Here is a 24,149-nt window from a genome sequence, read left to right on the forward strand (position 1 = left end):
CCGGGCCCGCTGGTCCACTCCGACCAGGGATTCCAATACCAGCACGTCTCCTGGCGGAACCTGCTGGCCGAGGCCGGGGCAACTCAGTCGATGTCTCGCAAAGCCAACTGCTACGACAACGCCGTGATCGAGAACTTCTTCGGGCATCTGAAGGAAGAAGCGTTCCACCACGTCCGCTACCTGAACCTCGAGGCACTGACCACAGCACTGCACGACTACATCGACTGGTACAACAACGACCGCATCTCAACAAGACTCAAGGGCCTGAGCCCGGTGCAATACCGGACCCAGACCCTCGCGGCCTAGGCTCTTATCCAACCAGTCCAACTTCCGGGGACCAGTTCACAGACGGCCGAAAGAACCCCGGGTCCCACCGCGGCAGCTGCGGGGGACCCGGGGGACGAGGCGAGCGCCGGGGCGGCGCTCCGGTGGTTAGTTGAACGGGTCGAGCGTGATGCTCGTCCGGGTGGGGTTGCCGTCGTGCACGAGGGACTCGTGGGCGCCGACGTCGTCGAAGGCGAAGCCGTAGGCCTTGCCGTCGGCCATCTGGGCGTGGACCAGGCGGGAGTAGTGGTTGGTGACGCCGTCCTGGTAGAAGTTCGCGTTGTTGGCGTCGGGCTGGTTCGGGTTGATCAGCAGCGTCGACCGGTTGAAGCCGGCGCACAGCGTGCGTGAGATCGGCCCGCGGACCAGGTCGTTCGGTGCGTCGAGCAGGCCGGCGCAGCCGAAGATGCTGGTCGAGTTCGGCTTCTGGAACGACGTGACCACCTGGCCGGAGCCGTTGGTGAAGTTCATCGTGTTGCCCGACACCCGGCCGAAGTACTTGGTGTTCGGCTGGTCGGTGAACGGCGTCACGGTCAGCGTCTCGTTGGTGTACTTCGACCAGACCCGGTTCACGTAGTCGTCCATCACCGAGCCCGGCAGCGCACCGGTCTCCACGCCGTACGACGGCGCGAGTGCCCGCAGGACCGAACCGTCAGGTGCCGTCTTGATCAGGTTCGACCAGCCGCCGGACTGACCGCGCAGCGCGTCGAAGAACGCGTTGTACCCGCCGGACTTCAGGTGCCCGGTGGTCTTCGTGCCCGCCGACGACTGCACGCCGACGGCGTACGGCGCGGAGAACATGTCGACCTGGGTGCTGTTGATCCACACGCCGGAGTCGTTCAGCGTGTACTCGGTCCAGTTGAACAGGATGTTCGCGTTCGGGTCGTCAGGGTTCTGCACCGCGGGCTGGACCAGGCCGCCGGTGGTCAGCCGGAAGACCAGCTTCTGGCCGTACGAGAAGTAGACCCGGCCGGAGAACTTCGGCATCTGGATCGTGATCGACTGGCCGTTCGCGGGCCCGGGGATGGAAGCGTCCGGGGCCGGGGTCGGCGGGTTGCCGCCGGCCGGCCAGGCGTGGAAGGTGCCGTTCGCGTCCGCCCAGCCCTGCTGGCCGGTCGCGAGGTTCGTGCCCAGGTTGTAGATGTACACCGCGTCGCCGCGGCCCGAGTTGTTCGTGATCTGCAGTGGCACGGTCGCCGGCACCGCTTGGGCGGGAGCCGAGACGACGGCCGTGAGTCCGGCCGCCACGGTGGCCGCAGCGGCGAGCACTGCGAGCAGTTTCGGTTTGATGCGCACAACTCCTCCTCAGGTCTGTCCCAGTGCGAGAGAAGGTGGAGCACCGGCAGGTCGTACGGCAGCTGCGACACCAGGGCGCAGCCGCGCCGGACCACGGTGAAAACACCGGTGCTCCCGGCCCATCCGATGAGGGACGGTAGGCCACCGGATGGGGTGAGAGCGCTCTCATCGTTGGACAGCGTTCCAACGATGTCAATGCCGAACCGCAGACAGCTTTCGTTAATTCGCCACTGAGTGCTGGTTGCCCGTCACTGTCAGTGCGGAAGTCAGCTCTTGTTCTGACGCTCTGCTCGGCGCTTGAGCTGATAGGCGACGGCCTCGGCCAGCGATTCGTCCGGCCACTTCTTCCAGCGCTTCGGCCGCTTCCCCAGCGCGCGCACCTCGACCGCTTCGGGGTCGGGTGCGTCCGTGGCAGAGGCCAGCGACTGCTGGAGCTGGTGGCGGTTGGCCCGGTTGACCAGCCGCTTGCGCAGCGGGATCGCCTTGCGGGAGGCCTTGTCGTTCTCGCCGTACGAGTTGCGGCGGTCCTTGGCGTACGACAGCGCCTTCTTCTCCTGCGGCGTCTTCCGGGTCACCTGATCAGTCTCCTCGGCCGCTCCGCCCGAGCGCCAGTGGATTAGCCCGTCTGGGAGTCGAGGCCGGGCAGCGGGGGTGGGGTGTCGCGCTCCGTGCGATCGACCGGTGGGGTCGGCAGCCAGCGGCGGGTCGGGTCGTCCGGCTCGTCGAGAGCCAGCAGCTCGGGCGCGGCCAACGGGCGGACGGACGCCTCGATGGTCTCCATCGCTTCGAGCTCGGCCTCGGTGACGTGCAGGTCGCGAAGCTTGCGCGCCGTCGTGAAGACGCGGCTCTCGAACGAACCCACGGTCCGGTTGTAGGCGTCGACCGCCGACGTGAGCGACCGGCCGACCCGGCCGAGGTGATCGCCCATCGTGCTGAGCCGTTCGTACAGCTCACGCCCGAGCTCGAACACCTGCTGGGCCGACTCGGTCAGCGCCGACTGGTTCCACGCGTACGCCGCGGCGCGCAGGGTCGCGATCAGCGTGGTCGGTGTCGCCAGGATCACGCGTCGCTCAGCGGCGTACTCGAGCAGGCTGGGCTCGACATCCAGCGCAGCAGACAGGAACGACTCGCCGGGCACGAACAGGATGACGAACTCCGGGGTGTTCGGCAGGCGCGACCAGTACGCCTTCGCGGACAGCTGGTCGACGTGCGTCCGCAGGTGCCGCGCATGGGCCCGGAGGCGCTCTTCACGAAAGTCGGCGTCGTCGCTCTCGGCCGCCTCCAGGAAGGCGGCCAGCGGGACCTTCGAGTCGACGACGAGATTCTTGCCCTCGGCAAGTCTCACCACGAGGTCCGGCCGGAGCAGGCCGTCGTCGGTGACGGTCGAGGTCTGCTCGGTGAAGTCGCAGTGCGCGACCATGCCGGCCAGTTCGACCGTACGGCGCAGGTGCAGCTCGCCCCACCGACCGCGCACCTGCGGCTTGCGCAGCGCGGTCGACAGCGACGCGGTCTCCCGGCGGAGTGCCTCGCCGCTCATGCGGACCTCGTTGACCTGCTGGTGGAGCTGGGACTGCCAGGCCGCGCGGCCCTTCTCCAGCTGGCTGAGCTCGGCGTGCAGCCGGTCCAGCGCCTCCTTGACGACGGCCTGGCCGGACATCTGCTGCCCGACCGAGTGCCGCTCCTGCGTCAGCTCGACCACCCGGTCCTCGGCGGCGTCGCGCTCGGCGGTGATCCGCGCCAGCTCGGCGCCGTCACGCCCGCGCGACCAGAGCACGCCGAAGCCTGCCCCGAGCAACAACCCGATGACGAGAAAGAGCAGCACCAACAACAGCGTCGTACCGGTCATGCCACAGACAGTGACACAGGCCTCCGACAATTTCCGTCAGCAGTCCATCGCGGGGAAGGTGTAGCCCTGGGCCTTCAGCTGCGGGAGGACCTTGTCGAGGGCCGCGACGGTCTGCGCGCGGTCGCCGCCACCGTCGTGCATCAGCACGATGTTGCGCCGGTGGGCGTGCGTCATGATGTTGTGCGCGATCACGTTCGTACCGGGCCTGGCCCAGTCCCGCGGATCGACGTCCCAGAGGACCTGCGCCATGCCGGCGGCCTTGATGTCGGCGCGCACCTTCGGGTTCGAGGCGCCGTACGGCGGCCGGAAGCATTTGGACTGCGGACCGTCGAAGATCTCGTGGTGCCGCTCGGCCGCCGGGATCGCGGTCAGCTGCGGGTGGTTGATCGAGTGGCTGCCGATGGTGTTGCCGTCGGCAAGGATCTGCTCGCGCAGGCCGGGGTGCAGGGCCTGGTTCTTGCCGAGCTGGAAGAAGGTCGCGTGCGCGCCGTACTTCTTCAGCACCTGCAGGATTCTCGGCGTCCACACCGGGTCCGGACCGTCGTCGAAGCTGAAGAAGATGACCTTCTTGTTGCCGGCGACAAGGGCCGCGGTCGGATCGGCGATCGGCGTGCCGGGCGTGTGGTCCGGCGTCTTCGGCGGAGTGCTCGTCGGTGTCGTGGTGGGCGTCGACGGCGGCGGTACCGAACCCGCCGTACTGCCGGCCGCGGCGGTGGGCTTGGGCTGAGCGGAATGTCCCAGCGCGACGGCGAACAGCCCGCCGAGAACGAGTGCGGCGGCAGCGGCGGTGCCGATGACGGCAGCAAGCTTTCGGGACATGATGCTCCCTTGCAGATCAGGCGGATGGTCCCCAGTCGCTCCCCCTCAGGAGCTTTCACAGAAGGAGACGCGGCGATCTGTGCGCTGGTTGGCATGGTCGTGTTGCAAGGAGATCTCGGTCGCTTCCGCGTCAGGCAACAACGGTGTGATCACGCTTGTCCTGATCGCTTGCTGGTGCGCTGCCGGGCCCGGTAGATCAACGGGACAAGGCGAGGGGAGGCGCGATGGACGCCAAGGTGGTCTTCGAGACCGAGCGGTTGGTGGTCCGCGACTGGGCCGACGCCGACGGTGACCGGGTGTTCGACATCTACCGGCGGTGGGAGGTGTCGCGCTGGCTCGGCGCGACACCGCGGGCGATGCCGGACCGGGACGCCGCGACGCGGGTGATCGAGCGGTGGAACGCGCGGAACGCCGATCCGGTGCACGGGGTGTGGGCGGTGGAGGAGAAGGCAACGGGCGTGGTCGCGGGGACTGTGTTGCTGGTGCCGTTGCCGGCCGGTCCTGAGCCGGGGCGCGGTGAGGTCGAGGTGGGGTGGCATTTTCATCCCGACGCGTGGGGGCGCGGGCTGGCGACGGAGGCGGCGAGTGGGGCGATCGGGCACGGGTTCAAGGCCGGGTTGCCGGAGATCTACGCGGTGGTGCGGCCCGACAACCAGGCGTCGCTCGCGGTCTGCCGGCGGCTGGGGATGCGGCGGCTCGGGCTGACCAAGCGCTGGTATGACGCGGAGCTGGAGTCCTTCGTGATCTGAGGCGGGCGGTACGGCGTCGGGTCGGTACGGCGTGGGGCGTCGGCCGGGGCGGAGTGTGCGGCCGGGCGGTACGGCGTACGGGCGCTGCTGTCCGGCGTACCGGCTGTGGATTGGGGTCAGGCGTGACGGACGCGTAGTCTTGGCGCCCGTGGCACTCTCCATCGGAATCGTCGGGCTCCCCAACGCGGGCAAGTCCACGCTCTTCAACGCGCTGACCAAGAACAACGTGCTCGCGGCGAACTACCCGTTCGCGACGATCGAGCCCAACGTCGGCGTGGTGGGGGTGCCGGACCCGCGGCTGGGCAAGCTGGCCGAGATTTTCTCCTCGGCCAAGCAGTTGCCGGCCACGGTCCAGTTCGTCGACATCGCCGGGATCGTGCGCGGCGCGTCGGAGGGTGAGGGGCTCGGGAACAAGTTCCTCAGCCACATCCGCGAGTCCGACGCGATCTGCCAGGTCACGCGGGTGTTCGTCGACGAGGACGTCACCCACGTCGACGGCAAGGTCTCGCCGGCCGACGACATCTCCACGATCCAGACCGAGCTGATCCTGGCCGACCTGCAGACCGTCGAGAAGGCGATCCCGCGGCTGGAGAAGGAGTCCCGGCTGAAGAAGGAGAGCGTCGCCGTACTCGAAGCCGTGCGTGAGGCGCAGAAGCACCTCGAGGCCGGTACGCCGATCATCGCGACGAACGTCGACCGCGACGCGATCCGCGAACTGATGCTGATGACCGCGAAGCCGTACCTGTTCGTCTTCAACTGCGACGCCGACGAGCTCGCCGACGAGGACCTCAAGTCCCGCATGCGCGAACTCGTCGCGCCGGCCGAGGCGATCTTCCTCGACGCCAAGTTCGAGGCCGAACTGGTCGAGCTCGGCGACGAGGACGAGGCCCGCGAGATGCTGTCCGAGATGGGCGTGGAAGAGCCCGGTCTCGACGTCCTCGCCCGAGTCGGCTTCGAGACCCTCGGCCTCCAGACCTACCTCACGGCAGGCCCCAAGGAGTCCCGCGCCTGGACCATCAAGAAGGGCGCCACGGCGCCCGAGGCCGCCGGCGTCATCCACACCGACTTCCAGCGCGGCTTCATCAAGGCCGAGATCGTCTCCTACGCCGACCTCGTCGAAGCCGGCTCCATGGCCGCCGCCAAGTCCGCCGGCAAGGTCCGCATGGAAGGCAAGGACTACATCATGTCCGACGGCGACGTCGTCGAGTTCCGCTTCAACGTCTGAGGTCCGGATCGACAAAGAAGTAGCTGTCAAACGTCTCTGCCGAGGGGGAGCAGGTCGTGCACATCGAGGACGGTGAGTTCATCGTGACGCCGGAGGAGATGTTCACTCTGCGGCAGGGCCTGTTCATCACGAAATACCATCTCGATCCTGCGTTCAGTGAGGACCTCCATGCGCTGACAGGGCTGGAGCGGGAGCAGTTCGTCGACCTCATGGACCAGATCGACGAACTGCGGGATCGTTAGTGGCTACACCGGTTGCACGGTATTCAGTCGAGTTCCGCTTCAGCCCGACGCCTGCCCCCAAGAAGGAGCCATGGCCCGGCGGCTGATGTTCGTGCAGCTGAAGTCGGGCCATCAGATCGATCGTGGTCCGTCCTGGATAGCCTGGGTGGACTTCAACAAGACGTGGAAGACGGCGCGGGTCCACGGTCGGGAGTTGAGGCGGTTCCAGGCGTTCGACGCCAACTTCTACGACGTCGTGACGGGTGAGTGGTTCTGGTTGTCAGGACCGAAGCGCGACCGCACGGACCTCCGGTACGGGCCTGGGCCGCCGCACGTCGACGAAGATGCTCGTGAGGCATACGAAGCGTTCCTGGGCGGAGCGCCACTTCCGGGCCGGGAGGATGGATAACGCCGTGGTGGAGTTCGCTTCGACGTCCGAGGTCTGCTCGGGGGCTAAGCGTCGAGGCCTTTGAGGATGATGTGCAGGCCGGCGCGGAATTCGGTCTCCGGGTTGCTGGTGACGGCGGCGTGCACGATCTCGGTGAGTCTGGGGAACTGCTCGGACGGCAGTGCGGCGACTCGGTCGGTGGCTGCCGTGGCGTCTTCGTCGCGTGCCAGGGCGAGCGGGCCCGCGAGTTCTGCTTGGGCGAATCCGGTGATGAACCCGGACAGCGTGCGGAACGCCACGAGTAGTTCGGCCCCGGACTTGCCGCCGAGGGCGATCGCCTGCAGCAGCGCCTCGGCCGGTAAGAGCGTCGCGAGGTCCAGGCTGCGCCGGGTGAGGATCAGCGGAACAGCGTGCGGGTGGGCCCGCACCGCCTGCCACATTCCCTCCGCGACGGCGACAACCTGGTCCCGCCAGTCATCGCGTGGTTCGGAGGTCCAACGCGCTTGGGCCATCACCGCCTCGGTGACAAGTTGCTCGAGCCCCTGCCGTCCGTCGACGTAGTTGTAGATCGTCATCGGACCAGTGCCCAAAGCTGTCGCCAGGCTTCGCATCGTCAAGCCGGGCAGACCCTCCTCGTCGACCAGGGCCAGTGCGGCGACCTGCAACTGCTCTCGGGCGAACTTCCTCGGGGCTGACACCATCCTCCTTGATTAAGTACAGAGTACGTGTTCAACTGGAAACCTGATCACGTACAACGTACTTAATGGAGGCCCGTGATGGCACTACGCACGACGTTCCGCTCCGGCAATGACCAGTGCGCGGCCTGGCTGACCCTGCCGCCCGGCCCCGGGCCGCATCCGGTCGTCGTACTGGTGCACGGTGGCGGCGCGACCCACGCGATGATGCTCGGCCAGTACGAGGAGTGGTTCTCGCAGGCGGGCCTCGCCGTCCTGGCCTTCGACTTTCGCCACCTCGGCGAGTCGGATGGCCGGCCGCGCCAACTCGTCAGTCAGCGCCGGTACGCCGCAGACGTCGACGCGGCCCTACGGTTCGCCTCCTCGCGCCCCGAACTGGATTCCAGCCGCGTCGCACTGTGGGGAACGTCGTTCGGCGCAAGCCACGTGGTCGCCGCGGCCGCCCGGCATCCAGAGTTGGCCGCGGCCGTGGTGCAGTGCCCGGTGCTGAGCGGTCGCGCGGTGGTCGCGCGGGCAGGTGTCCGGCACCTCGCCCGGTTCACCGTGCCGATCATCTCCGACCTGGCCCGCGCCGCGCTGCGCCTTCCCCGGCGCTACGTGGCACTCGTCGGCAAGCCGGGCGAGCTGGCCTTCGTCAACCAGCCCGGCGCTCTGGAGGGCTGGAACTCGGTGGCCCCTGACGGCTATCGGTTCGACAACCGAATCACGGCCAGTTCCGGATTGGGAATGCTGTTCTACAACGCCGCCTCCCACGCGGCCCGAGTGCGGTGCCCACTGCTGGTCTGCGCGGTCGACCGTGAGAACCTCATCGACCCGGCGATCGCGGCGAAGGTAGCCGACGCCGCGCCTCACGCCGTACTCAAGCAGTACGACGCCGACCACTTCACGGTCTACCACCCGCCGGTCGTCGAGCAGGTCGTCGCTGATCAGCTCAGCTTTCTGACCGCACATCTCAAGCCGAGCACCGCCACCGCCCTCGGCTGAGGTCGAGCTCCGCGTCAACGTCCGACCGCCGGCCGGCCGACCCGGAGTTGCATCTTCGTGTAGTCGAAGGTGACTGCGAACGGTTTGAAGAAGTCGTGGGTGAAGTTCGCGGTCAGGTCGAAGCCGAACTGGGCCGACTGGCCGGGGCCTGGGAAGCCGAGGGGACGGTTTTCGCGGCGAGGCCGTTGATGTGGTGGCCGACGGCTCGGCCCAGACTGATTCGGTCGGGGGTGATCGGGTAGAGGGTGCTGCCGCCGAAGTCGATCGGGTGGGCGTAGTCCACCGCGATTCCTGCGCGCTCGGCGATCTCGACCGTGGTGTCGAGACCGTGGCCGATGCCGCCGGTGTCGACGGTGACCAGGCGCGGACCGACCGATCCCAGGCTGCCGAGTGTGCAGGGATAGTGGTCGCCGGCTAGCCACAGCGGCAGGTGGTCGTGGTGTCGGCGTGGATCGGCGGTGCCCTTGCGTCGCAGTACGAGGGAGCGGTCGCGGTAGTTCATCGTGGTGAGCAGGTGGTAGAAGACCGTCGTACCGATCACTCCGGCCGGCTGGGATCCGTCCGGTAGCGGTGGTCGTTGGGTGTCGATCCACTGCACCGGGAGGTTGCGGAGCTCGAGGTCGCCGATCCGGAACGACGCCATGATGCCGAGGTAGATCGTGATCGGCTTGCCGCTGACGACTCCCGACGTACTGGCGACCGCTCGAAGCCCCGCCCGCGCGGCGACATCCGCCGCCAGGTCCAGGGTCGCGTAGGTGTCGAGGAGGAAGCGCTGCGGCTTCCCGCCGTTCACCGAGGCCTCGACGTGCGGCACCGGATCGACTTCGAGCATCGGTACGCGGGTGTGCTGTGCGCCACGAACCTGCCACGGTTTGCCGCGGAGCGCGTCGTACAGCTTCGCGTACGCCTCGTCGCGCGGCCTGCCGGTCGACTGAAGCAGCGGTACGGCGTACGCGTGCTGGTCCTGTCGGACGTAACTCTCCGCAAGGCGCTGCTTCGAGACGACGTCGTCCGGCGCCAGCCGGACGGCCTTGGTGAGGTACTTCGTCGCGTCCCCGAATCGATTGGACAGCAAGGCGATGTAGCCGCGCTGACCCACTGCCCACGCGTTCCCCGGATCCCTGCGAAGAAGTTGCTCGTAGCCCCTGTCGGCCCGGGTGAACTCGCCGGCCCGGAAGAGCGTGTCCGGGTCCGCCGGTACGGCGGACGCCCGGCCGGTCATGGTCGAGGGAAGCGCGGCGGCGCCGGCCAGCAGACCGGCCCGCCCCAGAAATGTCCGTCGATTGATCTCCATGGCCAGATCCAACCCGGCCGCCGGTTTCCTCCGCGTTTCCTCGAGGACGACCTGAGGGGGCTCGGCCCAGGTCGCACGCGGAGCCGGGGTGGGGGTGAGGGTAGTCAAGGGGCGATGGGATGGGTGGGGCGTTCTAGGGTCGGGGGATGGTTGATCGGATCTGTGGTGAGGCGCGGTTGGCTGGGATCTACGACTCGCTGGAGGCGGGACGGGCGGATCTAGGGGCCTACTGCGGGATGGTGGAGGAGTTCCCCGCGGCGTCGGTGCTGGATGTGGGGTGTGGTACCGGGGTGTTTGCGGGGTTGCTGGTGGAGCGTGGGGTTGAGGTGGTGGGGGTCGATCCTGCCGAGGCTTCATTGGTGGTTGCTCGGGGCAAGGAGTTTGCGGGGCGGGTGCGGTGGGTGCACGGGGATGCGACGAGCTTGCCGCCGTTGGAAGCGGGGCGGGTGGAGACCTGGACCGAGTTGACGGCGGTGGAGGTGCCGTTGGTTTCGATTCGGGCCACGTTCGAGTTCGAGGACGGGGGTCCGTGACGTCGGACTCGACGCTGCGGTTCTGGTCGCGGGGTGAGGTCGAGGAGTAGCTGGTGGGGGCGGGGTTCGCGGTGGCCGACGTACGGGAGGCGCCGGATCGGCCGGGGCGGGAGTTCGTGTTCATGGCGCGGAAGGTGTGCCCCGCTGATATTGGCTGGCGCGGGGGTGGTCACACTTGGTTAGCTAGAGGGTGTATGCCCTGACGGTTTGTTAAGGAGACGGTATGAGCGACAAGTCCAGCAAGCCGGCGAAGGACGATCTGCAGGAGAAGTTCCGCGAGGCGCTCGCGAAGAAGAACGCGCAGCACGAGTCGCACCCGGGCAGCGGGCCGCGGCACGAGGGCGTGGGCGAGGCGCACAACGACAAGCAGAAGCGCCAGTTCAGGCGCAAGTCCGGTAGCTGATTCCGCCGCCCATCCATCCGTACCGAGCCCCGGGTTGCCGCCCGGGGCTCTAGTTTTGCCCGGAGCGGGCGGTGGGCAGGCGGTGCGGTCGGTGCGCAGGCGGTGCGGGGTCGGCCGTCTAGAGTCGGCCGCGTGAACGTGCCGTTGCATTTTGCCGTGAAGACCCGGCTGGTCGAGCTGCTGAAGCGGCTCGGGGAGGGCGCGGCGCTGCCGCCGGAGCGCACGCTGGCGGCCGAGTTCGGGGTGTCGCGGTGGACGATGCGGCAGGCGATCCGTGAGCTGGTCGCCGACGGGCGGCTGCGGGCCCGGCAGGGGCAGGGGACGTTCGTCGCTACGCCGAAGCTGATTCAGCCGCTGGCGCTGGTGAGTTACACCGAGGCGCTGCGGGCGCAGGGACACGAGCCGGCGCGGGACGTGGTCGCGTTCGAAGAGGTTGCCGCCGACGAGGAGCTGGCGGACGGGCTCAAGATCGCGATCGGCGAGCCGGTGCACCGGCTGGAGCGTGTACTGCTGGCCGACGGGCAGCCGATCGGGCTGGAGATCACGTACCTGGCGGTCGAGCGGTTCCCGACTCTGAGGACCGTACTGCGGCCGCAGGGCTCGCTCTACCGATGCCTGACCGATGAGCTCGGTGTGCGCTTCGGCGAGGGCGAGGAGGTCGTCGAGACCGTGATCGCGTCGCCGCGGGAGGCGGAGTTGCTGCAGGCGACGCAGTCGATGCCGATGTTCCTGCTGCACCGCACGAGCCGGGACGTCAATGGCCGCCCGATCGAGGTCGTCCGGTCTCTGTATCGAGGGGATCGTGTCGCCTTCCGCGCGACGCTGCGGCCCTGAGTTCCAACTGTTCGCTTCCGTTTCACCCTCCTGACAGCTGATCGCTCTGCCTCTTTAATTGGTCCGGACCAATCTTGGTCGCGACGGAACACGAGGAGGCAGTTGTGCGGGTGGTTGTGGTGGGTGGCGGAGTCCTGGGCACGTTCCATGCCTGGGAGGCGGTACGCCGGGGTGATGAGGTCGTGCACCTCGAGCGGGAGGCGGGGCCGCGCGGGGCGACTGTGCGGAACTTCGGGCTCGTCTGGGTGAGTGGTCGCGCTGACGGGGCTGAGCTGGAGACCGCGATCAGGGCGCGCGAACTGTGGGAACAGACGAGCAAGGAGGTCGCTGGACTGGGCTTCCGCCCGGCGGGGTCGCTGACGGTCTGCCGGACCGAGGAGGAGTTTGCCGTCGCCAAGGAAGCCGCCGCCCGACGGGATGGAGGGCGTGGGTTCGAGCTGCTGGACGCCGAGCGGACCAGGAAGCAGAATCCAGCGCTCAAGGGCGACCTGCTCGGAGCGCTCTGGTGCCCGAAGGACGGCATCGTCGAGCCTCGTGAGGTGCTGGCTGCTCTGCGCAAGCAGCTGGAGACTTCTGGCCGGTACTCGTTCCGGCCGGGCCGGGAGGTCAGGGACGTCCGGGACCGCCAGGTGCGGACCGATGACGGCACGATCCACGCGGCCGACGAGGTCTGGCTCTGCACCGGCGCCTGGCACGGCGGGCTGATTCGCGAGCTCACCGACGACCTTCCCGTACGGCGCGTCCGCCTGCAGATGATGCAGACCGCGCCCCTCGACGAGCAGCTGACCACCGCCGTCGCCGACGCGGACAGCTTCCGCTACTACCCGGCGTACCAGGGCCCGGCGCTCGACGCGCTCAACCAGGTGCCGCAGGCAACAGTTGCCGACGACCACAAGATGCAGCTGCTGATGGTGCAGCGGACCCACGGCGGCCTGACCATCGGCGACACCCACGAGTACGCCGAGCCGTTCGGTTTCGACGTCCAGGAAGACCCCTACGACTACCTCAAGACCGCCGCCGAGCAGGTCCTGGGCCAAAGAATCCCGAAGATCACCAGGCGCTGGGCCGGCGTCTACTCCCAGGCGACCAGCCCCGGCGAGGTCGTCGTACGGCGAACAGTCGCCGACGGCGTGCACCTCGTCACCGGCCCCGGCGGCCGCGGCATGACGATGGCCCCGGCCATCGCCGAGGCGAGCTTCCAGGCGGTCGGCCGATGACGGGACAGCAGGCACGTATTCAGCTCGTGGTCCTCGACATGGCCGGTACGACGGTCGCCGACGACGGTCTGGTCGAGCGGGCCTTCACCACCGCGATCGGTGCCCAAGGCATCGAACCCGGCGACGACCGGTACGACGCCATGCTCGCCCACGTCCGCGCCACGATGGGCGAGTCCAAGATCACCGTCTTCCGGCACCTCCTGCACAACGACGAAGCCAAGGCCCAGCAGGCGAACAAGGCGTTCGAAACGGCGTACGGGCAGCTCGTCGACGACGGTCGCTGCCGTCCGATCGACGGCGCCGAGAACGCCATCCGCACGATCAAGGACAACGGCGTCAAGATCTGCCTGACCACCGGCTTCGCCGAGACGACGCAGCAACGCATCCTCGCCGCACTCGGCTGGCGCACGCTCGCCGACCTCACCCTCTGCCCGGCGCAGGCCGGTCGCGGCCGGCCCTACCCCGACATGGTCCTCAAAGCCCTGCTCGAACTGCGCGCCGACGCCACCGCGAACGTCGCGGTGGCCGGCGACACGGCGTACGACATGACCTCGGGAACGCGCGCCGGTGCCGGCGTCGTGGCCGGGGTCCTCACCGGCGCCCACGACCGGTCGCAGCTCGCGGCCGGGGGAGCCACTCACGTGATCGAGTCGGTCCGGGACCTGCCCGGGCTGCTCAGCGACCGAAAGCTGGAGAAGTGAAGGCACTCGAGTTCCTGCTCGCCGCGACCCTGCTGACCACGCTCGCCGCCTGTGGCGGGACCGGGGCCGCGTCCACCGGCGACGCCAAGACCGTGACCGTCTACACCGCCGACGGGCTGGCGGACTGGTACCAGACCCGGTTCGCCGCGTTCACCGAGAAGACCGGGACCAAGGTCCAGGTCGTCGAGGCCGGGTCGGGTGAGGTCGTCTCCCGGCTGCAGAAGGAGAAGTCCAACCCGCAGGCCGACGTGGTGGTCACGCTGCCGCCGTTCATCCAGAAGGCGTCGGCCGACGGTCTCCTGCAGCCGTACGCCGTACCGGGTGCGGACCAGGTGAAGGGCGTGAAGGCCGACAACTACGTGACGGTCGTCGACAACTACCTGAACTTCGTCGTCCACCAGAAGGCCGGCGGCCCGAAGACCTTCGACGACCTGCTGGACCCGCGGTTCAAGGGCAAGGTGCAGTACTCGACGCCGGGCCAGGCCGGAGACGGTACGGCGGTGCTCCTGCTGCTGCAGCACCTGCTCGGCAAGCAGGGCGCGCTCGACTACTTCGGCAAGCTGGAGGCCAACAACGTCGGCCCGTCGGCGTCGACCGGCAAGCTGCAGCCGAAGGTGAGCAAGGGCGAGATCTGGGTCGCGAACGGCGACGTGCAGATGAACCTGGCCTCGATCGCCAACGACAAGTCGGCGTTCAGGCTGTTCTTCCCCGCCGGCCCCCAGGGAAAGCGCACCACGGTCTCCCTGCCGTACGTGATGGGCCTGGGTGCCAAGGCCCCGAACGCCGACGGCGGCAAGCAGTTGATGGACTACCTGCTCTCCACCGAAGCCCAGCAGACCGTTTCCGGTGACGCGTTCGGCCTCCCGGCCCGCGCCGACGTGAAGCCGACCGACGCGAACTACCAGGCCGTCGAGAAGGCCGTCGCCGGCGTCGAGATCTGGCAGCCGGACTGGACCAAGGTGCTGGCCGACCTCGACGCGGACGTGGCGGCGTACACGAAGGCCGTGCGGGGATGACCGTCCAGCTGGACGACGTCACGGTGCACTTCGGCCGGACGTGTGCGCTGGAAGGGCTGAACCTGACCGTCGCCGCCGGTGAGACCGTTGCTCTGCTCGGCCCGTCGGGGTCGGGCAAGTCGACGGCGCTGAAGGCGGTCGCCGGGTTCGTCCGGCCGAGCCGTGGGCGGATCCGGATCGGTGGCGTCGACGTCACCGACGTACCGCCGGCCAAACGGGGGATCGGCGTCGTCGTCCAGCAGTACGCGCTGTTCCCGCACCTCAGAGTTGCCGACAACGTGGCCTTCGGGCTGCGGGCCGCGCGCAGGCCGAAGCGGGAGGTCCAGCAGCGGGTCGCCGAGATGCTCGCGATGGTCGGCATGGAGTCGTACGCGAGAAGATTCCCGCGCGAGCTGTCCGGCGGGCAGCAGCAGCGGGTCGCGATCGCGCGGGCGCTGGCGATCCGGCCGCCGGTGCTGCTGCTCGACGAACCGCTGGCCGCGCTCGACGCGCAGCTGCGCGCCGACATGCTCGACGAGCTGCAGAAGCTACGGCGTGAGGTGCCGGACGTCGCGATCGTCTACGTCACCCACGACCAGGCCGAGGCGCTCGCGCTCGCGGACCGGATCGCGGTGATGCGCGATGCTCGACTTGTCGACATCGCGCCGGCCGCCGAGCTCTACCAGGCACCGCCCTCGGCGTTCACAGCGTCGTTCCTGGGCGGGGCCAACCTGCTGCCGGTCGAGGTGAAGGACGACGAGGTGACGGTGGCAGGTCATCGGGTGCCTGGTGTGGTGCCGGCGAGCGGGGACCTGCTGTGCGTACGGCCGCACGCGATTCGGCTCGAGGACGGTGGTGTGCCGGCGCGGCTGGTCGGTGCGCAGTGGCGTGGCGCTTCCTACCGGCTGACCTGTGTGATCGAAGGGCTGGAAGAGGTCCCGGTCCACATCGACGTACCGGCCGACCGGGAGCTCCCCGCGGTCGGGTCCGCGGTGTCGATGCGGTTGCCGAGCGAGGCGTGCAGCCTGGTGAAGTCGCGATGACGGCCGCAGCAGTTGCCATCAGCAACAAGCCGTCGCCCGTACGACGTCCGAGGTCGCTCTGGCTGATCCCGCCGCTGCTGCTGATCGCCGTCCTGGTCGTCTACCCGTTGATCCTGGTGGCCGCCGAGTCGCGCGGGTCGTGGGGCGAGGTGATCGGGTCGGCCGAGTTCCGGCAGGCGTTGCTGCGGACCTTGCAGATCGCCGTCTGCTCGACGGCCGGGTGCCTGGTGGTCGGAACGTTCCTGGCGGTGGTGATCAGCTTCGTGCCGTTTCCCGGCGCGCGGATCGTGTCCGGGCTGGTCGACGCGATGCTCGCGTTGCCGTCGTTCCTGGTCGCGCTGTCGTTCACGTTCCTCTACGGCTCGGCGGGCGTCCTCGGATCGCTGACCGGCGCGACCGGGTTCCTGACCACGCCCTGGGCCGTCGTGCTGGCGGAGATCACCTTCTACACGCCGTTCATCCTGCGGCCGTTGCTCGGGGCAATGAGCCAGGTCCCGCGGGTCCAGCTGGACGTCGCGGCGAGTCTCGGCGGTGGACCGTGGCGGGTCCTGCGGCAGGTGATCCTGCCCGAGGTCCGGCCGGCGCTCGCGGCCGGTGGTGGACTGACGCTGCTGCTGACGCTGAACGAGTTCGGGATCGTGCTGTTCCTCGGGGCGCGCGACACGACGACGCTGCCGTTGCTCGTGCACACCAAGGGCATCGTGATGTTCGACTACCCGGCCGCCTGCGTGATCGCGGTCGTGCAGATCGCGCTGTCGATCGGCCTGTACGCCGTACTGCGCGGAACCCTGGGAGGTCGTCGTGCTCGTCTGGTCTAGAGGGCCCCGGCTCGTTGTCCAAGGCATCTTCCTGCTCGTCTTCGCCGTCCTCGTGCTGGCGCCGTTCGTCGTGGTCGCGGCCGCGGCCTTCGCCGGGAGCTGGAACGGGGTGCTGCCGTCCGATCCGACGGCCACACATCTGCGCGAGGCGTTGTCCGGGGACGAACTGGCCTCGATCGCGGTGAGTCTGCAGACGGCGTTCCTCGGCGGGTTGCTGGCTGTCGTGTTCGGTACGTGGGCCGCGCTCGCAAGCCGGGCGGCGACGCCGGGGCTCGCGCGGCTGACCGACGCGCTGCACCACCTGCCGATCGCCGTACCGTCGGTGGTCGTCGGGCTGGGGCTGCTGGTCGCGTTCTCCCGGCCGCCGCTGCTGCTCAACGGGACCAAGTGGATCGTGGTCATCGCGCATCTCGTACTGATGGTCGCCTTCACGTACGGGACCGTGACGGCGGCGCTGCAGCGGACCGACGACGTGTACGCCGATGTGGCCGCGTCGCTGGGGGCGTCCTCGGCCCGGGTGCTGTGGAAGGTGCGGCTGCCGATGCTGCGGCCGGCGATCGTGTCGTCCGCCGGGCTGTCGGTCGCGCTGTCGATGGGTGAGGTCGGGGCGACGATCATGGTCTACCCCGCGTCGTGGCGGACGTTGCCGGTCGGGGTGTTCGCGTTGACGGACCGCGGGCAGACGTTCACCGCCGCCGCGGAGTCGCTGGTGCTGCTGGCGGTGACCGTCGTACTGGTGGTGGGGCTGGATCGGTTGCGCGGGCGGGCCGCCTAGAGGAGCTCGTTGAGGAGTCGGGCTGCTCGGTCGGCGCCGTCGGTGCTGACGGGGAGGTAGTCGATCAGGTCGGTCAGAGCTTTGGCGACGGCCTCGGCGAGGCGGTCGGGGTCGGCGGCATCGGCGTACTCGAGACGGTGGCCGGCGCGGTAGCGGTCGAGGCGGGCGGTGACGTGGAAGTTCTGCTCGAAGTGATGCTGGAGCGGGATGTAGACGAAGGGGACTCGCTGGGCGGTGAGCTCCATGCAGGTGGTGAGGCCGCCTTGGGTGATCACCACGTCTGCCTTTCCGAGGTACAGGTGGAGGTCCGGGAGGTAGCCGTGCAGGCGGACGCCGGGGACTACCGGTAAAGAGGAAGGCTTGATCCTGGGGCCGGTGACGACGTCGAAAGTGATGCCAGGGACGAGACGCTGAATTGCTGGTACGGCGTCGAGAACTCTTTGCAGCAAGGAGGAGCCGACGCCGGAGCCGCCGACAGTGACCAGGCAGCGTGGAGGTCCGGACAGCTGCCGGGGTGGAGGCTGAAAGCCGGTGATGTAGCCGGTGAAGGTGTAGTTCTGCTCGGTCCACTCGCGGATCCGCGGGAGGTCGGGGCCGAACGAGTCAGGGACGATGTCCTCGGGGTCGCCGACGAACAGCGAGTGGTCGCGCAGGCGGCGGTAGCGGGCGCGTTGGGTGAGCATCTCGAGGTTGTAGCCGGTGGTGAGGGACGTTTCCGACGAGTCCATCGGGAGCCAGCCGACGAAGTCCGTGAGCCAGGCGTAGGCGAAGCGTTTGAGCTCCGGGTTCTCGTGCAGGAAGTAGTCGACCTCCCAGGCCTCGTCGCCGATCACCAGGTCGTAGTGCCGGTCCTCGACGACGTCGTTGAAGGTGAGGAAGTTGGCGACCAGGATCTCGTCCATCCGCCGCAGCGCCTGGAACGCGTGCAGATCGTGTTCGCCGGCTTCGAGGTCCACGTGGTCCGACTCGCTGAGCAGCCAGGACGACGCCGGGTGCACGACCTCGCCGGCGTCCATGAGCACCCGCGTCACGGGATCCTGTGCGAGCCACTCGATCTCGACCTCTCCGGCCAGCGAGCGCAACGAGCGCGCGATCGCGAGATCCCGGCGTGCGTGGCCGAGCCCGATCGGCGACGACAGGTAGAGGACCCGCCGCGGTCGTCGGGCCGCGCGTTCCCACGTACGCCGTACAGGCTGTGGCATCAGCCGGGAGGCGAACTCCTTCAGGAGATGGTTCACGACCACCGGGTCGCGCGCGTGCGGCGCATGCCCACCCCCGACGACCGTCACCAACGAACCCCCGGTCAACTCAGCCAGCCGGGTGCCCTCGGCCGGCGGCCGGATCGCGTCCTCCGAGCCGTGCACGACCAGCACCGGACAGCTCAGCTCGGCGAAACGCTCAGGATCCAGGTGTGCGGACCGCCCGGCCTCGGTGTCGACGAGCAGCGACGGCGTGATCTCGTGCCCCCACCCGATCGCATCCTCGATCTGCTTGCTGGAGTGCGGTTCCGGGAACATCTGGCCGAAGAAGTACTCCAGGAAGTCGTCGTACCCGCCCTCCAGCCAGTAGTGCCGGTTGTACTTCGCCCAGCCGTCCGTGCTGTCGTGCCGCTCGTCCCACGTCCAGCGCGTGCGCTCCTCCAGCATCGGCGTCAGCCTGGTCGCCGAGCCGATGCAGACCACCCCGAGCACCCGCGACGGCTGCTGCAGCGCGACCTCCAGGGCCCACGGACAGCCGCGGGAGAACCCCACGAGCACGCAGTACGACGCACCGACGGCGTCCAGCACCGCGATCGTGTCCGCGACGAACTCCACGTCCTCGTACGCCGAAGCGCCGGCCGGCCGGTCCGACGAACCCGAGCCGCGACCGTCGAAGGTGACCACGCGGAGGTGGCGAGCCAGGTAAGGAACCTGCGCCTTCCAGACCCGCGAGGGCACGAGCGACCAGGTCGGCAGCAGGACGAGCGCCGGGCCGTCGCTCTCGCCGTACACCCGGTAGTGAAGGTTCACGCCGTCGCGGGCGACCGTGCCTTCGTGGTCGGCCGCCCGCGCGGGCCGTTGTGCCATGCCGCTCACTGTGTCAGGGGCGGACTTCGTAGACCAGGTTGAACGGCGTCTGCGCCGCGACCCGGAACCGGGTGAAACCGGCCGCTGTCGTCACGTCACGGATTCGCGCCGGACCGGCCTGCGTGCCGAGCCCGAGCCCGACCTCCTGGGACAGCGACGCCGGGGTGCACAGCAACGTCGAGAAGCCGTAGTACGCGCGGCCGACCGGGTTCAGGTTGTCCTCGACGTGGTCGCCGGCCATCGGTTCGACGACCATCCAGGTGCCGTCCGGCGCGAGCGACTCACGGACCCTGTGCGCGGCACCGACCGGGTCGCCCATGTCGTGCAGGGCGTCGAAGGTCGTCACCAGGTCGTAGTTCTGCCCGCCGTACGACGTGGAGCCGGCGACCTCGAAGGTGACGTCGACGCCGGCGTCCGCCGCGCGCTGCTGCGCGGTCGCGATCGACTCCTGGTGGTAGTCGGAACCGGTGAAGGTCGAACGCGGGAAGGCCTGCGCCATCAGGATCGTCGAGGCGCCGTGGCCGCAGCCGATGTCGGCGACCTTCGCGCCGTTGGTCAGCTTGCCGACGACGCCGTCGAGCGCGGGCAGCCAGCCGTCGACCAGGTTGGCGTGGTAGCTCGGCCGGAAGAAGCGTTCGCAGCCGTCGTGGACATCCGTGGCGTGCTCGTGCCAGCCGATCCCGGCGCCGCTGCGGGCCGCGTCGATCATCCGGTCGGTGTCCTGGACGGTGCCGAGCGCGATCTGGAAGAAGCCGGGCAGGAACGCCGGGCTGTTCTCGTCGGTGAGCGCGACGGTCTGCTCGGGCGGCAGCGTGTACTTGCCGGTGGACGGGTCGTAGGTGACGAAACCGCCTGCTGCCTGGGCGTTGAGCCACTCGCGGACGTAGCGCTCGTGGGTGCCGGTGCGGTCGGCCAGGTCGGCCGGCGTGAGGCCGCCTGCGCCGGCCATGGTTTGGTAGAAGCCGAGCTTGTCGCCCATCACGACGAGGGCCGCGTTGAGCGTGGCGCCGACCTCACCGACGGCCTGGAACACGAACTGCATCAGCTTGTCGCCGTCGACGGTGACGGGGTGTTCGGTGGTGGTCATGGGTCCCCTCCCTGGGATCGCTTACCCGGGCGACGCTAGGAGCGCGGGCTGCCGAGTCGCATCAGGTGGGTCACCTAGTCCTCGCCGTACCCGGCTGGACGGTGGGGTCGTCGGGGTGCGGGACCGATCGACAGGAGGTCTCCTGTTGCGGCCGCTCGGGTCGGCGCTGATCAAGCCGTGGGGCCGTCGGATGGCGATCTGGTGAGGTGGACATGTCCTGTCGGTCGGTACCCGATCCGGCGATGTGCGGCCGGTGCGCTGGTCCGTATCACCTTGTCCTGAGTACACCTAGACTCCGAAGATGTTGCTCGGGCGGGAGGCCGAACGGCGGGCGATCGAGCGGTTGGTCGCGGGGGCGAGGGTGGGATCCAGGGGGGTGCTGCTGATCATCGGGGAACCGGGGATCGGCAAGACCACCCTTCTCGACCAGGCGGCCGCACAGTCCGCCGGGCTTCGCCTGCTCCGCGCGCGGGGGACGGAGACCGAGCACGAGATCCCCTTCGGAGGACTGCTGCAGCTGCTGCGTCCGGCACTGGGAGAGCTGGACAGGATTCCAGCACCCCAGCGCGAGGCGCTCGCGGCCGCGCTTGCACTGACCTCCCCGGGGAAGAGCTCGCCTGCGTCCCCAGGGAGGTCAGTGGAGTTCGGGCGGAGGGCGGACAGCCTTGCTGGGAGGTTCGCTGTGGGGGCGGCGACGCTCAGTTTGTTGTGCCGGTACGCCGAGGAGGCGCCGTTGGCTGTGCTGGTCGACGACGCGCAGTGGATCGATCGGCCGTCCGCGGAGGCGTTGGTGTTCGCGGCGCGGCGGTTGGTGGCCGATCCGATCGTGCTGCTGGTGGCGGCGCGATCGGGGGAGTCGCATCCGTTGGCGGAGGCGGATCTGCCGGTGCTGCGGCTCGACGGGCTGGGGCTGGGGGACGCCGAGGAGTTGGTCGGACGCCGTACGGCGGACGTCGCGCAGGTGCATCGGATGGTCGGCGGGAACCCGCTCGCGTTGCTCGAGCTGAATCCCCGGAGCCTGCACAGGATCCGGCCAGGTGCGCCGGTGCCCGTGCCGCGGTTGCTGGCGGAGGCGTTCTCGGCGCAGGCCGACCGGTTGAGCGCCGAGGCCCGGATCGCCTTGCTGGTGGCGGCTTCCGACGACGGTGATCTGCAGGTGGTCGCTGCTGTCTGCGCGGAGCTTGGCGTCGACGTCGCCGTACTGGCCGAGGCCGAGGATGCCGGGCTGGTTCGGATCGTTGACGGGCGGGTGGAGTTCCGGCATCCGTTGGTGCGCTCGGCTGTGTACGCCGGTGCGGCGTCGGGCACGCGTCGATCCGTTCACCAGGGGACCGCTGGTGTGCTCGCCGATTCGGACCGGCAGGTGTGGCATTTGTCCGAGGCCGTTCTGGGGTCGGACGACGAGGTCGCGCGGAGGCTGGAAGTCGTCGCCGGGCATGCCGTCGAGCGAGGCGCGCACGCGGTCGCGGCAACCGCGCTGGAACGGGCCGCGCGGCTGACGGACGACGCGACGGAACAAGCGCGAAGACTGGTCGCCGCGGGCGAGGCCGCGTGGTTCGCCGGACTACCGGAGCGGGCCGAGGAGTTGCTGGTCGAAACACTCGGCCGAAGCCCAGCTGCACGGCCCGGTCAGCCGGGCGCTGTCGGCCCGCCGTCCGGAGGAGGAACGTCCGGTGCGTCGTCGACGGCGGGCGCGTTCCGCGCGCCGTCCCACGCGGTCGGCATCCGCGCTCAGGAGTTGCGCGGCGACATCGCCGTACGGTGTGGTTCGCCCGGTCAGGCCCGGGACATTTTGCTGGCCGCGGCCGAGGAGGCCGACGACCTGCCGACCCGGATCAGGCTCCTGAGCGATGCGGTCAACGCCTGCTTCTACCTCGGCGACACCGTCACCGCTCTGCGCGTCGCGGAGAAGCTCGACGCGATCCTGCCGAGCATCAACCAGCCCGAGAGTCGCCTGCTCGGACTCGTCGCCAGTGGAGTCGCTCGCGTCCTCGCAGGTCGCGGAGGCAGCGAGCAGATTCGTGCGGCGGTCACGCTCTCCGGCAGTGTCACGCTCGATCGGCGGCACCAGGTGTGGGTCGTGCTCGCGCCGCTCTTCCTGCGCGAGCGCGAAGGCGGCCGCGAGGTCATCCAGCAGGTGCTGCGCGACAGCCGGGACGGTGTCGCGCTCGGCATGCTGCCGGGAGTTCTGTTCCACCTGGCTCGCGATCAGGCGACCACCGATCGCTGGGCCGATGCGGCGGCGTCGTACGACGAAGGGATCCGATTGTCGCGGGAGACCGGGCAGACCACCGAGCTGGCGATCAACCTCGCGGGGCAGGCGTGGCTGTCCGCGCGCCGCGGGCGGGTGGAGGACTGCCAGGCCCAGGCCGCCGAGGCGATCGGGATCTGCGCCGAGCGGGAGATCCGGCTCGGGCTCGCCTGGTCGTCGTACGCGCTGGGGGATCTCGAACTGGGCCGTGGGGACCCGGCTGCCGCGCTCCTGGCATATAACCAGTTGGTTGGAACCCTCACGGCCGGCGGGATGCTCGACCCGGATCTGTCGCCGGCGCCCGAGTTGGTGGAGGTCTATCTGCGGCTCGGTCGGGGGGAGGAGGCCGCAGTGACGGCTCGGGCGTTTGCCGAGCGGGCCGCGCGCAAAGGATTGCCGTGGTCGCTGGCTCGGGCCGCGCGGGCACAGGGGCTGGTGGACGATGACGAGGCGGCCTTTGAGAACGCTCTGCGGCTGCACGAGCGGACGCCTGATCTGTTCGAGACCGCTCGGACCCAGCTCGTCTACGGGTCTTGGCTTCGGCGGGTACGACGCCGCGTGGATGCACGGGTTCAGCTGCGCGCGGCGGTTGGGGTCTTCGATCAGTTGGGGGCTGGTGCTTGGGCCGATCAGGCGGCCGCCGAGTTGAAGGCGACGGGGGAGACGGCTCGGCGGCGGGAGCACAGCAGCGCCGACGACCTGACACCGCAGGAGCGCCAGGTCGCGCAGTTGCTGGCCGCCGGGCACAGCACCCGCGAGGCCGCGGCCAAGTTGTTCCTCAGTCCGAAGACGATCGAGTACCACCTGCGGAAGGTCTACACGAAGCTCGGCATCCACAGCCGCACCGAGCTGGCCGACGTACTCAGCGAGAGCTGAGCAGTTGGTCCAGCCGGTCGAGCTCCGGTTCCCAGCCCTGCAGGTGGTTGGCCGCGTCCTCCGCGCCCGTGAAGCCCGTGTGCAGAAGCAACATCCGCGTGCCCTCCTCCGCACGGCTCAGCTCCACGCGGACGGTCGACGGCTCGTCGTCGTCCTCGTCCCACTTCCAGGTGAACGCGAGCAGGTGCGGCGGGTCCACCTCCAGGTAGCTCCCGCGCACGACGTACGGCCCCATCTCGACGACGTACGTGCCACCGACCCGGACGTCCGCGTCCACCTTCAGCTCCAGCGCCGGGTTCGGGCAGTACCACTGGGCGAGCAGCTCGGCCCGCGTCCAGGCGTCGTACACGTCCTCGAGGTCGGCCTTCAGCACGCGCTCGATCCGGATGTCACTCACCATCGCCGTTCCCCTCCAGAAGGTCCGCCAGCCGGTCGACCGTGCGGTTCCAGTACGTCGTGAGGTCGCCGAGCCAGACCTCCACCTCGGACAGCGCCTCCGGCCGGATCGCGCAGACGATCGTCCGCCCGACCTTGCGCCGGGTCACCAGCCCGGCGTCGACCAGGACGTGCACGTGCTTGGTGATCGCCGGTGGACTGATCGCGTGCGGTGTCGCTAGCTCGCCCATGGTCGCCTCGCCGCGGCTCAGCCGGGTCACGATCGCCAGCCGGGTCGGGTCGGCGAGCGCGGCGAAGGTTGTCGTCAGCACCT

The 24,149-nt window shown here is 69.2% G+C and carries 26 protein-coding genes; 16 read left to right on the plus strand and 10 right to left on the minus strand.

The window, feature by feature from the left end:
* Positions 1 to 306, plus strand: a 306-nt coding sequence (locus tag ACLQ2O_RS13490; RefSeq protein WP_425830961.1) for a transposase, incomplete at its 5' end; no start/stop codon positions are given.
* Positions 307 to 432: 126 nt separating this feature from the next.
* On the opposite strand, the gene ACLQ2O_RS13495 is transcribed toward ACLQ2O_RS13490, so the two are convergent.
* The 4 genes from ACLQ2O_RS13495 to ACLQ2O_RS13510 all read right to left on the minus strand — a co-directional run bounded on the left by ACLQ2O_RS13495 (position 433) and on the right by ACLQ2O_RS13510 (position 4,285).
* Complete coding sequence (locus tag ACLQ2O_RS13495; protein WP_425830963.1) at positions 433 to 1,620, minus strand: glycoside hydrolase family 64 protein; 1,188 nt, start codon at positions 1,618 to 1,620, stop codon at positions 433 to 435.
* A 266-nt stretch (positions 1,621 to 1,886) separates the two neighbouring features.
* Positions 1,887 to 2,195, minus strand: a complete 309-nt coding sequence (locus ACLQ2O_RS13500; RefSeq protein WP_425830964.1) for a hypothetical protein — start codon at positions 2,193 to 2,195, stop codon at positions 1,887 to 1,889.
* Between the two features lie 41 nt (positions 2,196 to 2,236).
* Complete coding sequence (locus ACLQ2O_RS13505; protein WP_425830966.1) at positions 2,237 to 3,466, minus strand: DNA recombination protein RmuC; 1,230 nt, start codon at positions 3,464 to 3,466, stop codon at positions 2,237 to 2,239.
* Positions 3,467 to 3,502: 36 nt separating this feature from the next.
* Positions 3,503 to 4,285, minus strand: a complete 783-nt coding sequence (locus ACLQ2O_RS13510) for a polysaccharide deacetylase family protein (protein WP_425830968.1) — start codon at positions 4,283 to 4,285, stop codon at positions 3,503 to 3,505.
* 224 nt (positions 4,286 to 4,509) lie between these two features.
* On the opposite strand from ACLQ2O_RS13510, the gene ACLQ2O_RS13515 reads away from it, so the two are divergent.
* The 4 genes from ACLQ2O_RS13515 (at position 4,510) to ACLQ2O_RS13530 (ending at position 6,889) form a co-directional block, all read left to right on the plus strand.
* Complete coding sequence (locus tag ACLQ2O_RS13515) at positions 4,510 to 5,034, plus strand: GNAT family N-acetyltransferase (protein ID WP_425830970.1); 525 nt, start codon at positions 4,510 to 4,512, stop codon at positions 5,032 to 5,034.
* 148 nt (positions 5,035 to 5,182) lie between these two features.
* Complete coding sequence (gene ychF, locus ACLQ2O_RS13520; protein ID WP_425830972.1) at positions 5,183 to 6,259, plus strand: redox-regulated ATPase YchF; 1,077 nt, start codon at positions 5,183 to 5,185, stop codon at positions 6,257 to 6,259.
* A 56-nt stretch (positions 6,260 to 6,315) separates the two neighbouring features.
* A complete protein-coding gene (locus ACLQ2O_RS13525; RefSeq protein WP_425830974.1) occupies positions 6,316 to 6,501 on the plus strand; it encodes a hypothetical protein in 186 nt (61 codons plus the stop codon).
* A 70-nt stretch (positions 6,502 to 6,571) separates the two neighbouring features.
* A complete protein-coding gene (locus tag ACLQ2O_RS13530) occupies positions 6,572 to 6,889 on the plus strand; it encodes a hypothetical protein (RefSeq protein ID WP_425830976.1) in 318 nt (105 codons plus the stop codon).
* 44 nt (positions 6,890 to 6,933) lie between these two features.
* On the opposite strand, the gene ACLQ2O_RS13535 is transcribed toward ACLQ2O_RS13530, so the two are convergent.
* Positions 6,934 to 7,566, minus strand: a complete 633-nt coding sequence (locus ACLQ2O_RS13535; RefSeq protein ID WP_425830978.1) for a TetR/AcrR family transcriptional regulator — start codon at positions 7,564 to 7,566, stop codon at positions 6,934 to 6,936.
* Positions 7,567 to 7,644: 78 nt separating this feature from the next.
* Here ACLQ2O_RS13535 and ACLQ2O_RS13540 point away from each other — a divergent pair, with 78 nt between their 5' ends.
* Positions 7,645 to 8,547 carry an alpha/beta hydrolase gene (locus tag ACLQ2O_RS13540; RefSeq protein ID WP_425830980.1) on the plus strand — a complete coding sequence of 301 codons (903 nt, stop codon included), beginning with the start codon at positions 7,645 to 7,647 and terminating at the stop codon, positions 8,545 to 8,547.
* A 112-nt stretch (positions 8,548 to 8,659) separates the two neighbouring features.
* Here the strand turns inward: ACLQ2O_RS13540 and ACLQ2O_RS13545 are convergent, their stop codons facing one another.
* Complete coding sequence (locus tag ACLQ2O_RS13545; RefSeq protein WP_425830982.1) at positions 8,660 to 9,841, minus strand: aspartyl protease family protein; 1,182 nt, start codon at positions 9,839 to 9,841, stop codon at positions 8,660 to 8,662.
* Between the two features lie 146 nt (positions 9,842 to 9,987).
* Between ACLQ2O_RS13545 and ACLQ2O_RS13550 the strand changes: the two genes are divergently transcribed.
* The 9 genes from ACLQ2O_RS13550 to ACLQ2O_RS13590 all read left to right on the plus strand — a co-directional run bounded on the left by ACLQ2O_RS13550 (position 9,988) and on the right by ACLQ2O_RS13590 (position 17,160).
* Entirely contained in the window at positions 9,988 to 10,374 is a 387-nt protein-coding gene (locus ACLQ2O_RS13550; RefSeq protein WP_425830984.1) for a class I SAM-dependent methyltransferase, read from the plus strand.
* 223 nt (positions 10,375 to 10,597) lie between these two features.
* Positions 10,598 to 10,777: a DUF5302 domain-containing protein gene (locus ACLQ2O_RS13555; protein WP_425830986.1), complete on the plus strand. Its 180-nt coding sequence runs from the start codon at positions 10,598 to 10,600 to the stop codon at positions 10,775 to 10,777.
* A gap of 132 nt (positions 10,778 to 10,909) precedes the next feature.
* Entirely contained in the window at positions 10,910 to 11,611 is a 702-nt protein-coding gene (locus tag ACLQ2O_RS13560) for a GntR family transcriptional regulator (RefSeq protein WP_425830988.1), read from the plus strand.
* 104 nt (positions 11,612 to 11,715) lie between these two features.
* On the plus strand, positions 11,716 to 12,828 hold the full coding sequence (locus ACLQ2O_RS13565) for a TIGR03364 family FAD-dependent oxidoreductase (protein ID WP_425830990.1): 1,113 nt from the start codon (positions 11,716 to 11,718) through the stop codon (positions 12,826 to 12,828).
* A complete protein-coding gene (locus ACLQ2O_RS13570) occupies positions 12,825 to 13,529 on the plus strand; it encodes a phosphonatase-like hydrolase (RefSeq protein ID WP_425830992.1) in 705 nt (234 codons plus the stop codon). Before ACLQ2O_RS13565 ends, ACLQ2O_RS13570 begins: the two co-directional genes overlap by 4 nt.
* Positions 13,526 to 14,545, plus strand: a complete 1,020-nt coding sequence (locus tag ACLQ2O_RS13575; protein WP_425830994.1) for a 2-aminoethylphosphonate ABC transporter substrate-binding protein — start codon at positions 13,526 to 13,528, stop codon at positions 14,543 to 14,545. Before ACLQ2O_RS13570 ends, ACLQ2O_RS13575 begins: the two co-directional genes overlap by 4 nt.
* On the plus strand, positions 14,542 to 15,567 hold the full coding sequence (locus tag ACLQ2O_RS13580; RefSeq protein ID WP_425830996.1) for an ABC transporter ATP-binding protein: 1,026 nt from the start codon (positions 14,542 to 14,544) through the stop codon (positions 15,565 to 15,567). Before ACLQ2O_RS13575 ends, ACLQ2O_RS13580 begins: the two co-directional genes overlap by 4 nt.
* On the plus strand, positions 15,564 to 16,385 hold the full coding sequence (locus tag ACLQ2O_RS13585; RefSeq protein ID WP_425830998.1) for a 2-aminoethylphosphonate ABC transporter permease subunit: 822 nt from the start codon (positions 15,564 to 15,566) through the stop codon (positions 16,383 to 16,385). Before ACLQ2O_RS13580 ends, ACLQ2O_RS13585 begins: the two co-directional genes overlap by 4 nt.
* Positions 16,369 to 17,160 carry an ABC transporter permease gene (locus ACLQ2O_RS13590; protein ID WP_425831000.1) on the plus strand — a complete coding sequence of 264 codons (792 nt, stop codon included), beginning with the start codon at positions 16,369 to 16,371 and terminating at the stop codon, positions 17,158 to 17,160. Before ACLQ2O_RS13585 ends, ACLQ2O_RS13590 begins: the two co-directional genes overlap by 17 nt.
* Here the strand turns inward: ACLQ2O_RS13590 and ACLQ2O_RS13595 are convergent.
* Together ACLQ2O_RS13595 and ACLQ2O_RS13600 are read right to left on the minus strand one after the other, a co-directional pair.
* Positions 17,157 to 19,226, minus strand: coding sequence for an alpha/beta fold hydrolase (locus ACLQ2O_RS13595; protein WP_425831002.1), 2,070 nt, complete (start codon positions 19,224 to 19,226; stop codon positions 17,157 to 17,159). The genes ACLQ2O_RS13590 and ACLQ2O_RS13595 overlap by 4 nt on opposite strands.
* A 13-nt stretch (positions 19,227 to 19,239) precedes the next feature.
* Positions 19,240 to 20,313, minus strand: a complete 1,074-nt coding sequence (locus ACLQ2O_RS13600; protein ID WP_425831004.1) for a class I SAM-dependent methyltransferase — start codon at positions 20,311 to 20,313, stop codon at positions 19,240 to 19,242.
* 301 nt (positions 20,314 to 20,614) lie between these two features.
* Here ACLQ2O_RS13600 and ACLQ2O_RS13605 point away from each other — a divergent pair, with 301 nt between their 5' ends.
* A complete protein-coding gene (locus ACLQ2O_RS13605) occupies positions 20,615 to 23,440 on the plus strand; it encodes a helix-turn-helix transcriptional regulator (RefSeq protein WP_425831006.1) in 2,826 nt (941 codons plus the stop codon).
* On the opposite strand, the gene ACLQ2O_RS13610 is transcribed toward ACLQ2O_RS13605, so the two are convergent.
* Together ACLQ2O_RS13610 and ACLQ2O_RS13615 are read right to left on the minus strand one after the other, a co-directional pair.
* Positions 23,427 to 23,840 carry an SRPBCC family protein gene (locus tag ACLQ2O_RS13610; RefSeq protein WP_425831008.1) on the minus strand — a complete coding sequence of 138 codons (414 nt, stop codon included), beginning with the start codon at positions 23,838 to 23,840 and terminating at the stop codon, positions 23,427 to 23,429. The two genes, ACLQ2O_RS13605 and ACLQ2O_RS13610, sit on opposite strands and share 14 nt — an antisense overlap.
* Positions 23,830 to 24,147 (minus strand): ArsR/SmtB family transcription factor, encoded by a 318-nt coding sequence (locus ACLQ2O_RS13615; protein WP_425831010.1) that lies wholly within the window; start codon positions 24,145 to 24,147, stop codon positions 23,830 to 23,832. The genes ACLQ2O_RS13610 and ACLQ2O_RS13615 overlap by 11 nt, the downstream gene beginning before the upstream one ends.
* Positions 24,148 to 24,149 lie beyond the last annotated feature (2 nt).

Origin of the sequence: Kribbella sp. DT2, assembly GCF_049844575.1 — a bacterium.
Classification (GTDB): Bacteria; Actinomycetota; Actinomycetes; order Propionibacteriales; family Kribbellaceae; genus Kribbella.

Excerpts from the sequence above, each read along its gene's own strand:
- ACLQ2O_RS13585 (WP_425830998.1), top strand. The coding sequence starts at position 15,564 with ATGACGGCCGCAGCAGTTGCCATCAGCAACAAGCCGTCGCCCGTACGA.
- ACLQ2O_RS13595 (WP_425831002.1), bottom strand. The coding sequence starts at position 19,226 with ATGGCACAACGGCCCGCGCGGGCGGCCGACCACGAAGGCACGGTCGCC.
- ACLQ2O_RS13530 (WP_425830976.1), top strand. The coding sequence starts at position 6,572 with ATGGCCCGGCGGCTGATGTTCGTGCAGCTGAAGTCGGGCCATCAGATC.
- ACLQ2O_RS13555 (WP_425830986.1), top strand. The coding sequence starts at position 10,598 with ATGAGCGACAAGTCCAGCAAGCCGGCGAAGGACGATCTGCAGGAGAAG.
- ACLQ2O_RS13545 (WP_425830982.1), bottom strand. The coding sequence starts at position 9,841 with ATGGAGATCAATCGACGGACATTTCTGGGGCGGGCCGGTCTGCTGGCC.
- ACLQ2O_RS13600 (WP_425831004.1), bottom strand. The coding sequence starts at position 20,313 with ATGACCACCACCGAACACCCCGTCACCGTCGACGGCGACAAGCTGATG.
- ACLQ2O_RS13515 (WP_425830970.1), top strand. The coding sequence starts at position 4,510 with ATGGACGCCAAGGTGGTCTTCGAGACCGAGCGGTTGGTGGTCCGCGAC.
- ACLQ2O_RS13580 (WP_425830996.1), top strand. The coding sequence starts at position 14,542 with ATGACCGTCCAGCTGGACGACGTCACGGTGCACTTCGGCCGGACGTGT.
- ACLQ2O_RS13540 (WP_425830980.1), top strand. The coding sequence starts at position 7,645 with ATGGCACTACGCACGACGTTCCGCTCCGGCAATGACCAGTGCGCGGCC.
- ACLQ2O_RS13510 (WP_425830968.1), bottom strand. The coding sequence starts at position 4,285 with ATGTCCCGAAAGCTTGCTGCCGTCATCGGCACCGCCGCTGCCGCCGCA.
- ACLQ2O_RS13605 (WP_425831006.1), top strand. The coding sequence starts at position 20,615 with ATGTTGCTCGGGCGGGAGGCCGAACGGCGGGCGATCGAGCGGTTGGTC.
- ACLQ2O_RS13550 (WP_425830984.1), top strand. The coding sequence starts at position 9,988 with ATGGTTGATCGGATCTGTGGTGAGGCGCGGTTGGCTGGGATCTACGAC.
- ACLQ2O_RS13505 (WP_425830966.1), bottom strand. The coding sequence starts at position 3,466 with ATGACCGGTACGACGCTGTTGTTGGTGCTGCTCTTTCTCGTCATCGGG.
- ACLQ2O_RS13570 (WP_425830992.1), top strand. The coding sequence starts at position 12,825 with ATGACGGGACAGCAGGCACGTATTCAGCTCGTGGTCCTCGACATGGCC.
- ACLQ2O_RS13610 (WP_425831008.1), bottom strand. The coding sequence starts at position 23,840 with ATGGTGAGTGACATCCGGATCGAGCGCGTGCTGAAGGCCGACCTCGAG.